At 60.1% G+C, this 11,750-nt stretch carries 12 protein-coding genes and 5 pseudogenes; 4 read left to right on the forward strand and 13 right to left on the reverse strand.

Features of this window, described 5'->3' with window-relative positions:
• A pseudogene (locus NDI65_RS21810) lies at positions 1-99 on the forward strand (IS1595 family transposase); the annotation flags it as partial.
• A gap of 902 nt (positions 100-1,001) precedes the next feature.
• Positions 1,002-1,301 carry a hypothetical protein gene (locus NDI65_RS21815; protein ID WP_310894395.1) on the forward strand — a complete coding sequence of 100 codons (300 nt, stop codon included), beginning with the start codon at positions 1,002-1,004 and terminating at the stop codon, positions 1,299-1,301.
• Positions 1,302-1,590: 289 nt separating this feature from the next.
• On the opposite strand, the gene NDI65_RS21820 is transcribed toward NDI65_RS21815, so the two are convergent.
• The 3 genes from NDI65_RS21820 to NDI65_RS21830 all read right to left on the reverse strand — a co-directional run bounded on the left by NDI65_RS21820 (position 1,591) and on the right by NDI65_RS21830 (position 4,228).
• A complete protein-coding gene (locus tag NDI65_RS21820; protein WP_310894396.1) occupies positions 1,591-2,490 on the reverse strand; it encodes a DNA-binding protein in 900 nt (299 codons plus the stop codon).
• A gap of 1,077 nt (positions 2,491-3,567) precedes the next feature.
• Positions 3,568-3,948: a hypothetical protein gene (locus tag NDI65_RS21825; RefSeq protein ID WP_282350718.1), complete on the reverse strand. Its 381-nt coding sequence runs from the start codon at positions 3,946-3,948 to the stop codon at positions 3,568-3,570.
• A 91-nt stretch (positions 3,949-4,039) separates the two neighbouring features.
• Entirely contained in the window at positions 4,040-4,228 is a 189-nt protein-coding gene (locus tag NDI65_RS21830) for a hypothetical protein (RefSeq protein ID WP_310894397.1), read from the reverse strand.
• A 211-nt stretch (positions 4,229-4,439) separates the two neighbouring features.
• Here NDI65_RS21830 and NDI65_RS21835 point away from each other — a divergent pair.
• A pseudogene (locus tag NDI65_RS21835) lies at positions 4,440-4,939 on the forward strand (hypothetical protein).
• Positions 4,940-4,982: 43 nt separating this feature from the next.
• Here NDI65_RS21835 and NDI65_RS21840 read toward each other — a convergent pair.
• The 4 genes and pseudogenes from NDI65_RS21840 to NDI65_RS21855 all read right to left on the reverse strand — a co-directional run.
• On the reverse strand, positions 4,983-5,804 hold the full coding sequence (locus tag NDI65_RS21840) for an SWIM zinc finger family protein (RefSeq protein WP_310894398.1): 822 nt from the start codon (positions 5,802-5,804) through the stop codon (positions 4,983-4,985).
• A gap of 2 nt (positions 5,805-5,806) precedes the next feature.
• Entirely contained in the window at positions 5,807-6,259 is a 453-nt protein-coding gene (locus NDI65_RS21845) for a hypothetical protein (RefSeq protein ID WP_310894399.1), read from the reverse strand.
• The gene (locus tag NDI65_RS21850) at positions 6,256-6,768 is read right to left on the reverse strand and encodes a winged helix-turn-helix domain-containing protein (RefSeq protein ID WP_282352352.1); all 513 of its coding nucleotides are present in this window, start codon (positions 6,766-6,768) and stop codon (positions 6,256-6,258) included. Before NDI65_RS21850 ends, NDI65_RS21845 begins: the two co-directional genes overlap by 4 nt.
• A gap of 77 nt (positions 6,769-6,845) precedes the next feature.
• A pseudogene (locus NDI65_RS21855) lies at positions 6,846-7,214 on the reverse strand (transcription initiation factor IIB family protein); the annotation flags it as partial.
• Here NDI65_RS21855 and NDI65_RS21860 point away from each other — a divergent pair.
• A pseudogene (locus tag NDI65_RS21860) lies at positions 7,214-7,312 on the forward strand (transcriptional regulator TrmB); the annotation flags it as partial. The pseudogenes NDI65_RS21855 and NDI65_RS21860 sit on opposite strands and share 1 nt — an antisense overlap.
• 80 nt (positions 7,313-7,392) lie before the next feature.
• Here the strand turns inward: NDI65_RS21860 and NDI65_RS21865 are convergent.
• The 6 genes and pseudogenes from NDI65_RS21865 to NDI65_RS21890 all read right to left on the reverse strand — a co-directional run.
• Positions 7,393-7,902 (reverse strand): hypothetical protein, encoded by a 510-nt coding sequence (locus NDI65_RS21865; protein WP_310894400.1) that lies wholly within the window; start codon positions 7,900-7,902, stop codon positions 7,393-7,395.
• Positions 7,899-8,492, reverse strand: a complete 594-nt coding sequence (locus NDI65_RS21870; protein ID WP_310894401.1) for a helix-turn-helix domain-containing protein — start codon at positions 8,490-8,492, stop codon at positions 7,899-7,901. The genes NDI65_RS21865 and NDI65_RS21870 overlap by 4 nt, the downstream gene beginning before the upstream one ends.
• Before the next feature lie 50 nt (positions 8,493-8,542).
• Complete coding sequence (locus NDI65_RS21875; RefSeq protein WP_310894402.1) at positions 8,543-8,833, reverse strand: hypothetical protein; 291 nt, start codon at positions 8,831-8,833, stop codon at positions 8,543-8,545.
• A 123-nt stretch (positions 8,834-8,956) separates the two neighbouring features.
• Positions 8,957-9,382, reverse strand: a complete 426-nt coding sequence (locus NDI65_RS21880; protein WP_310894404.1) for a hypothetical protein — start codon at positions 9,380-9,382, stop codon at positions 8,957-8,959.
• A 546-nt stretch (positions 9,383-9,928) separates the two neighbouring features.
• Positions 9,929-11,440 (reverse strand): primase-associated protein, encoded by a 1,512-nt coding sequence (locus NDI65_RS21885; RefSeq protein WP_310894403.1) that lies wholly within the window; start codon positions 11,438-11,440, stop codon positions 9,929-9,931.
• Positions 11,437-11,750, reverse strand: a pseudogene (locus tag NDI65_RS21890) (DNA primase); the annotation flags it as partial. The gene NDI65_RS21885 and the pseudogene NDI65_RS21890, both read right to left, overlap by 4 nt.

The following is an 11,750-nucleotide window of genomic DNA, read 5'->3' on the forward strand; positions in this document are numbered from 1 at the left end:
AAACTGACAGCGTATCTCAGACCGTTCCAGCTTCGGCGACGAATCCTCCGCAAACCGGGGCGAGAAGCACTGAAACAGATTGTCCGAGCAGTTCTCTGACTCACCAACAATGTACTTCACAAGAGCGAAGTACTTAATGTCTGTCAGATGCAGCATATTAGAAATAGCTTCATGCAGAACTCAGGGACTTCATTTTCGACTCCTCAAGGAGACGAACTCATGACGTACTTCATCCTCGCGATGATGTTCACAATTGGGTTCTTCTTCTCCGGATACGGATTTGCAACAACGATAGGTCTTCTGCCAAGTGCGTGGGGAATCGTCGGTGTATTCGAGTTTGTACTGTTTCTTATTGGTACACTCTCAGTTAGTCTCGTAACTCTCGTAACGATACAATTCTGGCGTCAAGACCAACCACAGCAAATCACGAAGCGACGAGCAGTTCTTACAAGCCTTAGCGCCGCCACGATAACCTTTGTAGCCATACTCGCCTCATGGCAACTTCGAACTGGAGATTTCACCAAACTTCAGTTTCAAGAATGGATTCTCTTCGGTTCAGTGGTGTTGAGTCTCCAATTCGTTCTGGGAACTGTAAAACCGAAACGTAAGCGACGACTTCTCTTACTGGGTGAGGTCGTTGTCGTCTTCGTCATCTTATTTAGCTTCTTTAGCATCAATCGGGGGGAGATTAATCTAGTGTCGTATTCGTTTGTGAGCGGGGGTGCCTCATTGCTGTTATTACTGTTCGGTGGGCCGCTGTACCTACTGGGTAATCGTCTCGGTAGAGTGCCTCAGTAGGGTAGTTGCAAGCCCTCACTTGTGTGTTGTCTTGCTCCTGCTGGACTCTACAATCATTGATAGTTTTTGAGATCGCTGCTGAATACAGGGCGCGAGTCGGTCAGCGCCATCTGCACCGTTCGCTCGGCACAGCTATGAAAATCCCTGCAGCCGGCGGGCGAACACAGTCCATATTTATTCCACGCGGGTAAATAGCGCGCTCGATGCCCTCCATCATCGACCAAACGCTGTTCAGCGAGCCATCTGGACGTCCCCTTGGACTGGTCTTCCTCTGTGGCGCGCTACTGCTGGCCGGGCAGCAGGGGTACTACGTCATTGTAGAAGGGGCGACACCGTTCTACGCTGTACTGTTTGTGATCGTCGGGATGACCCTCTCCGGAATTGCTGAGTCCCTGCCGAAACCCCGCCGACGGGAAGCTGGTGTCCTGAGATTCACGGCGATTACCGTACTGGTGAGTCTCCTCGTGGTCATCTTCTTCGCACCCGACCTCATTACTGCGTGATAGATGGAAGGCCTTCGAGTCCACCGGCGTTGTGAGAGCGCTGTTCTCACAAGTAACCTGATGCATACACCCTCTGTCTGTGTCACGCGGGTTTTGTCAAAGTATAAGGACTTCAACAGAGCCTGCTGTTCATAACAGGAGGTTGCCGCCATGAACATCGATCTCGGTGTTGAGTATAGACTAAGGTCGTGGCTGCGCGCGCAGCGGCCGCGAGCACGGAGCGGAGGGTGGGGCGGTGGGGTCTGGGTCGGCCCGGCCACCAACAAAAAAAGAGGGCTGCCTCGCGCCGTTAGGCGTCCCACCAGGCGTCGCGTTCGGGGAAGTGCACGGTCGTCCACCCCGTCAGGGCAATCGAGACGCGCCCGTCGTACCAGTTCCGCGCCGCCCCGTGAATCCGCACACGTCCGCCCTCACGAATCCACGGCACGTCCGAGGCTTTCCAACTCGTCAGCTTCACCTGCCCGCTTTCGTCTTCGAGGAGCCCCGCTTGCTGAATCGCCGGTGACTCCGACTCCCACACCGTTGTCAGCGTCCCTTCAACGCACACCTCGCGTCGCGACACGCCCTCAAGCTTCCCGATTGGTACCATCGTCCCCGGTGCACCTTCGAGTTCCTCGAACACGCTCACAGTTGCCGACATCATGTCCTTACCACCCAACACCGCCTCGCTCAGTCGCCGACTGATCGCCGCTCGCGACCACTCATCCAGCTTCTCTGCCAACCGTTTTGCCTGAGAGTTCACTGCGCCCAACTGTGCTTGGGTCAGCTCCGTCCGGGGATCTGCCCGGTCGGGGTCAACCATCGGATTCAGACTCGCTGCGCGCTTCTGGAACTGCCGCCGTCGCGCAGCGCTCCGCTCGGCCGCAATCACCCGCGACCGAGCCTCACGACCCTCTTGCGAGCCCAGTTCCGCACGGGCACTAATCCGTTCGAGTTCGGCTTCCCGCGCTCGAATGCGTTCTTCTTGGGCCAACGTCACGCCGTCAATCCGCTCGTCGCTCGTGTCTGCAATCCCATCTGGGTGGTTCGCATCAACCTTTGCTTGGATCTCCTGTTGCACCGTCGCCTGGAACTGCGGCGTCTCATCGACGACCTCAAACCCGTCTTCGTCGACTGTCGTCTCATCCGCGTTCTCGAACGCCTGTTCAGCCACCGAAACTACCTTGCGATTGGAGTTGTTACTAGACATTGTCGTAATTTCGAAGGCGCTGACGCGCCGACGCCCGCGACCTCACTCGCGGGATTCTCACGAACCAACCTGCTTGAGCCACCGCTCCGACGTCGACCGATGACGCCGTCTCCGAGGTGCCCGCGCCGCGCCTTCACGCCGGACCCTGTCCGGCGCGGCGCGGCACCGACGGCACCCCAACAAACGAGTGCGGGGGGTGAACCTCGAGGTGAGCGCGCGGTCACCACCATATACCCAGCCGGTCACCGCGGGTCGGCGCCTCGCCGACACCCGTCCGTCGTAGACGCAACGGCAGCGGCCGCGGCGCCGAGGCGGCACGGCCGGGGGGTATACGGTGGTGAACGGCGTCGCATACGGCCACAGCAAGGCCGCAGAGAGCGAGGACCCGCTGGACCAGCACCGCGCCCGGACCCGCATGAGCCTGTCCCGTCTGTCGCAGACGCAACGGAAACGCCTCGTGCGGCAGCCCGGTGCGGGCTGGACGCCCGCGGACCCACAGCTCGTCGCGGCCGAGTTTGAGCGCAGGCCCGGCAGGCCGCACAGCCAGCCCTGAGTGAGCCCCGGACCGTGGCATACTGGGGGTGAGCACGGCGAGCCCCCAGTAGCCACCGCAGCCCGGGCGAACGAGGGGTGAGGGCAAGTGCCCGAACGGCGAGCAGCCCGCCCGGACCGCGCAAGCGGCCACGTCTGAACCAGCCGGCCGGCGGCGCGACCGCATCGAGGGAGCGCTGACGCAACGGCTGGTGAAGATGCAGCCAGCCCGGTCTCGGTCACGGCCCGGATGCGGGTCGAGTGCTCGCAGACCCGCCCTCGGGGCTGACCGGTATCGGGTGGCTGCACGCGGCCCGACCCGGCCCCGTGACCGTGCCCCGTCCGTCGCAGACGCAACGGCAGCGCGAAACGCCCGGGCCCGGCAGGAACGGTCTGCCCGCCGGAGCGCGCACAACCCGAGCAGTCACCCCCCCAAACGTACCGATAATCCTCACCTCCCAAACACGTTCAGACGCTGATTTGATTCTACTAGCCGGTGGTCAAGAACGTCGGAAACGTGGGGTCCGTTTAGGAGGGACGAAAACGCTACTCGTCGATCGGGTCGGGGGAACTGAGGTTTGCATACAGAACCTCGCCGTCGCGAATGACGTACCGCTTGGCCAGCACGGGGAAGCGACATTTCGTGAACCCGGCCGTCTGAATATCGAGTTCCTCGTCGACTTCGATGTAGCCGGCGAGTTTTCGCAAGAATTTGTGGGTCACAATGCCGCTCTCGTAGTCTGGGAGGCCGTTCTCCCGTGCCTCGTACACCTCGAAGTCGTCGTAACCCCAGATGGTGAACTCTCCGTCTTCGGTCACCTCCCAGTCGAGCGTCCCGAAGCAGTAGCTCTCACAGAGCTCGCGGACTGCCTGCGGATCCGATACAATCGCGCTGGTCGACGTCGTCGCAGCTTGTAGTGTCGCCATGTCTGGACCTCACGGGGTCGCCCCCGCACCCCTGTCGGGGGCGATAAACCGACGCGAGAATTGCCTCCCGAGGCGTGGCCGGAGACGCCAGTTAGGAATCTGCGTGGGCGTCCGCCCCGGCTCCGTCGCCCGGCCGCGTGAGAAGGCTCACCTCCTCCAGGAGGTCTCTCGCGGTCTTGACTCGCTCTCGATCCGCCTCATCCAACCGGTCGATGTCGAGTCGGTTGAGATTGCTGAGTATACGATGCATCCGGTAGCCCTGTTTGAACTCTTGCTCCATCGGAAGCGCGTCGCCGCTCGCTGGCGCGGAAAGACTCCCACCGGGACTGGCGTCGGGGTTGGAGGAGGTAAGATCGTAACCAACGAAACTCGGTGATACCCGCAGGCTGTTGGTTAATCAATACCCAGTACTAGTGCTACTCGAGACTAGGGCCGTAGCGATCAGAGCCACACACCCGGCACTTCCAGATCGGCTGTCCCGTCCACGCCTCATCCGGGATCGACTCGTGGGCCTTGAACCGATACTTCGTGAACCCCGGTCGGTTAACTAGATCAGCGAGCAGGCCGCGCCGCCTGGAGCACGACCAACGAGGAGCACCAGGCGCTCGTCGACCAGGGCCAGCTGCGCCGCGTCGAGGCCGGCGAGACGACGCGCTACCAGCCGGACTACACGCGACTGCTCTTCGAGGAAATCTGCACGCTCATCGAGGAGAACACGCGCGAGGAGTTGCGGAACGAATTGGTCGCGATAACCGAGGAGATCGAGGAGTGGCAGGCGACCTACGACGTCGAGACATGGGAAGATTTCGAACAGTCGCTCGCCGACGGCGACCTCGCAAGTGGCGAGCTTCGCGAACGCCGCGACGGTATTGGACGTTGGGAGGAGTACCAGGAAGACCGCCGACTCATCAAGCACGCGTTGGCACTCTACTCGGATGTCGAAGCCCCTCGCGAACAGATGATCGATGTGGCTGACCGTGACACAAACTAATTTTCGCGGTCGTCGAACCTGCGGGTGTCATAGGGCGACACAGCTATTCGTCGGACTGCTCGCCCAGCTTCTCTCGAAGCTCGGCCGCGGCCTTCTCGAAATGTTCTGCGAGGAGCGGCGTTCCCGATGTCGCCCGCTCGTCGAGGAATGCGACGGCGTCAGTGATTGCATCAGCGTCCCGTTCTGCGGTCGTGACACAGTCGACATACCCGTCGAGTGCCCGACTGAACGCACGCGAGAAGTGGTCGTACGCGCCGTCGACGCGCTCCATGTTGTCGTCGAGCGACTCAACGAGTGCCCGGTAGACGGTCGCCGCCGACGCGTCCCGCTCCTGCTCGCGGTACTCGCTCGCGAGATCGAACCACTGCGTGAAATCGATGGGCTCGAAGACGACGGGGTACTCAGGGTTCGTTTCTTCGAACCGCCGGTCGATCGCGGTGCGATGCTGGTCGACCGACTGGCTCGTCGGCTCGCCAACGCGGGCGAGAAACCGATCACGGAGATCCGTATTGGTCGCGAGTTCGTCACGCAGGAACGCGCGGAGTTGGTCGGCGTCGGCACCGTCAAGTGTGGCGTCGAGTCGATCGCCTTCGTCTGCAGGTGGGTCGTCGACACACCGAAGCAACACGGCGACGACGTGCTTGCATGCTCCCGGCCCGTCGTACGGACAGTCGCACCACGGGGCAAACCCGTTGGTGGCGAGGTCAACACGGACATCGTACTGACGGCTGCCGCTCACGACTGCGGTTACAGTGGTGTCGATGCGGTGAATCCCGTGGATACGGCCCTCCTCACGGTATCGTTCGCCGCGTTCGAAGACTGCGTCCGTGCAGATGTCCCGGACTGCGTCCTCGGTTACATCCATCTTTACGGTGGGTTTGACGCACTATTCAGCCGATCCAGTGCATCATCCTCGTACGCTGTTCGCCACATTGCATGGACGGCACGCGTCACGAGTGACACCTCGGTCACGTCGATACAGGACGGTTCCGCGTCCATCGTCGCGGCCTCGGGCGGCGGGTGGAAATGGATCTCGGGGGAGTGTGTGTTCGGATGGCGATCGAAGTGCCAGTTGACGTCGTTGCTATCGACGTAGTGGAACGAATACATCCCCAGTTCGCTCCACTGGATATCGAGCCGAGCGTTCTCGGCGTCGCCCAATCCATCGCTGAGACTGATCTGCAGTTCCGTAGGGGCGACGACATCATCATACGCCGTTTCGTCGACGAGCGGCTCAAGTTCGAGCCAGAGGTCACGAATCCGCTGAAGTGCCGGAAGATAGATCGGCCCGAACTCGCCGGCGCGGTCGTTACCGTTCATACAGCGAGCTGGTGGCTGGCCTCGTCGTAGGCGAGTGCAGCTTGGGCGACGGCGAGATTCTGCCGCGTCGTTCGCCACGCAGTGAGGTCGTCCCAGCCGTCCGTCTCGCCGGCGTCGAGTTGCTGGGCGAGTTCCTCCGGTGACACCACGTCGTAGCGGTCCTCGTAGCGCCGGATCTCGGCCTTCATCTCTTGGATGCTGTCGAGCAACTCGGGTCGAGTAACTTCCTCACGCAGCTCGCGGATCCGCGACATCAACACCCGGTCGCTGTTGCGCTTGTACAGCGTTGTTTGGCCGTCCTGTTCCGTCTCCGCGAACCCAGTGTTCACGAGCGACTTGCAGTGGCGACGCGCCGTCGGCTCGCTCACGAGGGCCCGCTCGGCGATCTCGGCTGCCGATTGCCCATCGTGGGTCTGTTCGATGATTTCGTACACCCGCTCGAACGGCGTGGTGTCGGCTTTCCAGTCGGCTTTGACCTGCTCGTTGATGTCATCCCACGTTTCGGTCATACTGGGAGCTACGCAGTCTAGAAACAAATAGTTTTCTGGGAAAATTATCTAACTCTGGTGCTTGTAGGCGAGCATTGTCAGGCTACATGCTCCTCTAACGTCTCGTGATGCGTCCGGACTGTGGTTGGTGTGACGTTCCCTGTCGCCGCGACGTCGCTTTGCGTTACCCACTGGCCGTGTCTTGCCCCGCTTTGTAGAGACAGACCGCTGCGAATCCTGACGAAGTCACACCCGACGCGGCTCCTGACGATTCTGACTGTTCAGCCAACCTCCGAGCCCGCTGTCGGATGTACGCTGGAACATCGAGTTCTGACGCGAGAGGGGGATAAATTCACTCGGGCGAACCGGCTGAGTCGGCAGCCCAAGTTCTGTATTCAGGGTCTGTACGCATTCGCGACTCTCGATTGTTCGACGCGTGCTGCGTCGACGACATCGTCGGCGACCTTGCACGTATCTCGAAACCAGCGGTGCCCAGCGGACGTCCCGACTTCCCGAGTGGGAGGACTTCCAGGAACTGGCTGACGAGTACGAGGTGGCGTTATGAGGGCGTGCTTTGATCGCTCATACGAGGGATGTTGAGCGGTCACAAATCCTCGTAAGATGCGTCTCCTCCTGTTCTATTCCTCAGCTACGATTCGAAACCAGGTCTTCGATGAACCGGAACCCGTTCACGAACGTCACCGAGTCCCCGTAGCCCTCGCTCGCGAGCACAGTTTCGGCCCCCTCACCGGCCGCGATATCCGTCGTGTAGATGTAGACCTCAGTCACCACTCCCGCACTTAGATGCTGGGCAGCTAAGGCCGCGAGTGCGGCGTCCGCTCGCTCAACTTCGTCGGCGGGCCGGTCGTCTGCGTTCGCGATGTACCGCTGGACGCCGTCCATGGCCCGCGAGACGATCGGCTCGGAGAACTCAAGCGGCGCCGCAACCGTCGCCCACCCCTCGTCGATTGCGTCGTTGACAGGCGGGGCTTCGATGTCGGGGTCGTCGAGGGTCAGCTCCTCGTACACCCGTTCGGGCAGGACGAAGGTGATGTCGTTTCGGCGAGCGAACCGCCGAACGGCCTGATACCGACTGTTCGAGGGCTGACCCATCGCGACGAACAGCCCGGTGTCGGCGATGTGGAGTCGGCTCACGTGTCGTCAGTGCCGTCGCCGATGTCCAACTCACCGAGTCCTGCCCCAGCCCCCTCGATATCGTAGTGCTCGTGGACGACGGGCCGGAGCGCTTGCAAAATCATCTCCGCGGCCAGCGGGGATATGTCGAGGTCCTCCGCCATCAGTCGGTGGGTCACCTCGCCGCGTTCGCGGGCAACCGCATAGGTGAGCGCGGTCGCGAGGCCGGCGACGCCGTGACGGTCGATGTAGGTGTCGATATCTGCGTTCGTCTCCCGGCGGCCGACCGCGTCGATGAGTGCCGGCGTGATCGTGTACTCGCGGTCGCCGGCAGTCGTCGTCACGGTCAGGTCGATTGTTCGGGCGGCGTACTGTCGGGGCTGCTCGTCCTGTGTAACTTCGACGACGCCGGTGTCGACGAGCCGGTTCACGTAGCTGTAGGCCGTTCCCTGGGCGAGGTCGAGGTCCTCTATCACGTCCTGGACGGTCGCCTCTCCCTCCTGGGCGAGGTACGTGTACAGTTGAGCCAGCTGTGGCTCCTCAAGGAGATCCGCGACCGAAAGGAAGTCTTGGACGATGTCACCGTCGGCGCGATTTGAGGTACGTGACATGGGCCGTTCTTGATTACAGTTTACAGCGAATCAGTAAAGAGTGTTTTGGGTCACTCCCCTCCCTCGTCGGTGTCGCGAGCGGTGGTCCAGCCTCGATGGAAGACCGCGAGTTGGAGAACCGAGTCGAATGCCTCGTCGCTTGGCTCGTGGACGAGAACGCGTTCGTCGGGGATGGGAGTGACGACGTCGTCGTCGACGAGGTCATTGACCAGAGAATGGGCTCTCCTGTCGTTGATATCCGCTACTGCGACGCGGGCAGCATCTTGATCCTGTGCGACGAGTTCCGCTTCAAACCATTCGTGGTCGGCTGATGCATCGTCGAGTGCGTCTGTACCGGGCATGGGAATCACGTCGGCGCGTATTGACGCGCCTCGGCCTCTCAGGCGCGGACAAACTACTCCGCTACCACGTCGTTAACCAACACTGCGGGAGACTGCGATTCTGTGTTGGTTAACTCGTGGGGATCAGAACTGATGAACGGGCTTCACGCGGAACGTATCTGGGTCAGTGTTCGGCGTCTCACTGGTTCGACTCAACGACGACCGCTGTGTGAGTCGGTTGACCAACTCCTCACGAACTGCTCCACGGCTAACTATTGTTTCGTGCCAGCCGAGACGGTCGTCGAAATACCGCTTCTGGAACCGCTGGCCGACGTCGTCGACGGCGATGAACTGTGTCCGCTTCACGCCCGCTACGCTCGTCGAGACGAACTCGGCTCCGACGTCTTCGTAGGTAAGTTCGACGAGTACGCACTCAACAAATGAGACGATGCCAGTCGGACTTCTGTTGTGAGGGAGCGCCAGTTCGAGATCTGTCCACGGTTCGTCGCTCGGTTGTTCAGTGTACTCGCTATGAAGTCGTGATCGCTGTTGCTCGTAGTCGGAAGACATGGTTGTTGAGTGGGGGCCTACGACAGCCCCCCTCGCCCCTCTCGGGGTGACAAACTCCGCCGCAGATCGCACCCTCATCTAATGAGTGTATTCTGATATATCGGCTAGAGACTGTCGTCGTTTGATGGCCCTTCGGCCGGAGAGAGCCAGCGGCGTTTGCACCCGTGTACCCTAGCCTTCCTTTGGATGATTTTGGAGGTGCAGAGAGAGTTGAAACGGCCTTAGATTTAGCAAGAGGCCCGTCGGGCAGTTTTCAGGCGTTACTAATGTCCTCGACGGGTTCCGAAAAATGGTGATTCAGCGAGATTGTGCTTGACGAGGTGTTGAAAGCCCCGTATTCGAGAGGATTGGGGTCAGGTTAGAATCAAGCCCTAGCAGAACTGACCGACCCCAACTGATGAGTTGCGAGACTATCCTTCCAGCACGGTACCCATTCTTGTCCAAATTGGTCGACTGAAAGCCTGAAAAGTGCATGACGGGTTTTCAACCTCCGTCACATCGTTGTCCGCTGAGAATAGTAATCTAACTGACTTTTGGCTATCTGCGTTAGAACTCGTTTCCGTTACCCTCCGTTCCACTTAGTTGGTCATACATCTCGTCTGGGAAGGGGAGACTTCCCCAGATCGAGTAGGGGCACTGCTCCTGGCCGATGCAGTACCGCTGCATATCGTCGTTGTCACAGTTCATCGGAAGCGGGGTGTCGCCTCCAATGGTGTTCGAGAACTCGTAGCGAATCTGGTAGTCGGTGACCTGCTCGTCGTACCAAGGCCAACGCGAGAAGACGCCCTTGAGGTCTGCAACAATCGTCTCAAGGTCGCTGTCCTGATACTGTGGCAGCCACATCACCATCCGGGCGAAGTTGTACAGGTCCTTTCGGACTGGCTTCTTCTCGTGGAGGCGCTCGGCCATATTGGCCATACAGGGGAGTTCGAACAGGTCTTCGATTGCCTCGACGTCGAGGGGCTGGACGCCACGCGAAGACCCCTGAACCCGATAGTGGTTCGTATTTCCGTGCTCTCGAATGGTCAGGCACCGGTGGTCGCGCTGGGATGCGAGAAGGTTTCCGAGACTTCGAGGACTCGAGATGCGATTACACACGTCTCGCTTCCAGCCCGCTTCCGGGTCGTGCGCCTCCACTGCCTCAAACAGCTCCTTCGCCGAGTGGAACTCCCCCAGTGAGACGACCTCGTCTGGAGCGTCTCGAATCGCGTCTCTAAGCACACGGATGGTCCGTTCACCAGGGTTCCAATCTCGCCAGATTCGTTCGTGGTGTCCCGTCTCGATGAAGCGGTCGATACGCTCTGTGATGGCTGACTCATTCGTTGTTAACCACGTCAGCTGGTCTTCAGAGAGACTCTCCTCCTGGACTCGCAGGAGCTTCTTGAACGCACGTCTGGCGTACTCGCGATACTTTGTGTCGAAATCACCGACGGGCACATAGAGGCAGTTGTTTTCGACGCGAGTGAGCAACTCCCCGGCTTCTCCGGTCTCAGTTTCGGCATGAACGAGGCACTTCCTCGATGCTGCGGCCATCGGGATTTCGAGATACAACCCGTCACCGAACTTGGGCATCTCTTTGATCCCCGTACAAACGCGACCGGGGTGTGGTCCGTCCTCTCCGGGGTCTTTTGCGTATAGCACCTCTGCGATATCCTGTTGGAGACTCCCATCACCGAATTCTCGAAGGAGAGAGGCGAGATTGTTGACGTAGAGTTCGCGAATATCGTAGAGGACCTGTATCTTCCGTGGCGGCGCGTGCTCGAACTTCGGGTGCGCCTTAACGCAGATAGCACTCAACGTCGCGAGGACAGCGAGTATTCCAGGTTCATCGACGAAGGGTTTCTCTGCGGCGTTGGCTCTGACATCTTCTTTGAATGCCGCCGTCCCAAACCGTTCGAGGTCAGTCAGTAGATCTCCTGGTTGCTCTTCGCCGTCGACGATGTAGCGATTGTAGCCCCGGGTGAACAGTTGGTTGATTCGCGTCGTCCCATATTCGGGCGGAAGCGTCGCAACGCGATAGGCGGCCCGCTCGTCCTCAACAGGTGTTGACTGAGTCATTCTCTGAGCACCTCCGGTCTCGCAGACCGAACGTCGAAGTTCGGGCTCTCGATGGGCGTGACGATACGACAGACGTCAGTATGCAACGAGTACGGGAGCCGGGCGACCCGGCGACGATCGGCGGTAACTACTGGGTCGATGGGAATCTCGTAGGTGTCTTGCAGAAGGTCGTTCAGTACTTCTCGACTCTTGGCGTCATATCGATGGGGAAGGTCGGTATCGAGAAGGTAGACATGAACGCCCTGACCGCTGTACACTACCATCGTCTCCTCAGCGTTGAAGTCGTCCTCGAAGATGTCTCGTACCTCGA

Origin of the sequence: Haloferax sp. S2CR25, from assembly GCF_031624535.1 — an archaeon.
Taxonomy (GTDB): domain Archaea; phylum Halobacteriota; class Halobacteria; order Halobacteriales; family Haloferacaceae; genus Haloferax; species Haloferax massiliensis.

Bases quoted from the DNA above. Each gene is read 5' to 3' on its own strand.
- NDI65_RS21830 (WP_310894397.1), bottom strand. From the start codon at position 4,228: ATGGAGCAAGAGTTCAAACAGGGCTACCGGATGCATCGTATACTCAGC.
- NDI65_RS21825 (WP_282350718.1), bottom strand. From the start codon at position 3,948: ATGGCGACACTACAAGCTGCGACGACGTCGACCAGCGCGATTGTATCG.
- NDI65_RS21870 (WP_310894401.1), bottom strand. From the start codon at position 8,492: ATGTCACGTACCTCAAATCGCGCCGACGGTGACATCGTCCAAGACTTC.
- NDI65_RS21880 (WP_310894404.1), bottom strand. From the start codon at position 9,382: ATGTCTTCCGACTACGAGCAACAGCGATCACGACTTCATAGCGAGTAC.
- NDI65_RS21820 (WP_310894396.1), bottom strand. From the start codon at position 2,490: ATGTCTAGTAACAACTCCAATCGCAAGGTAGTTTCGGTGGCTGAACAG.
- NDI65_RS21845 (WP_310894399.1), bottom strand. From the start codon at position 6,259: ATGAACGGTAACGACCGCGCCGGCGAGTTCGGGCCGATCTATCTTCCG.
- NDI65_RS21850 (WP_282352352.1), bottom strand. From the start codon at position 6,768: ATGACCGAAACGTGGGATGACATCAACGAGCAGGTCAAAGCCGACTGG.
- NDI65_RS21885 (WP_310894403.1), bottom strand. From the start codon at position 11,440: ATGACTCAGTCAACACCTGTTGAGGACGAGCGGGCCGCCTATCGCGTT.
- NDI65_RS21815 (WP_310894395.1), top strand. From the start codon at position 1,002: ATGCCCTCCATCATCGACCAAACGCTGTTCAGCGAGCCATCTGGACGT.
- NDI65_RS21840 (WP_310894398.1), bottom strand. From the start codon at position 5,804: ATGGATGTAACCGAGGACGCAGTCCGGGACATCTGCACGGACGCAGTC.
- NDI65_RS21875 (WP_310894402.1), bottom strand. From the start codon at position 8,833: ATGCCCGGTACAGACGCACTCGACGATGCATCAGCCGACCACGAATGG.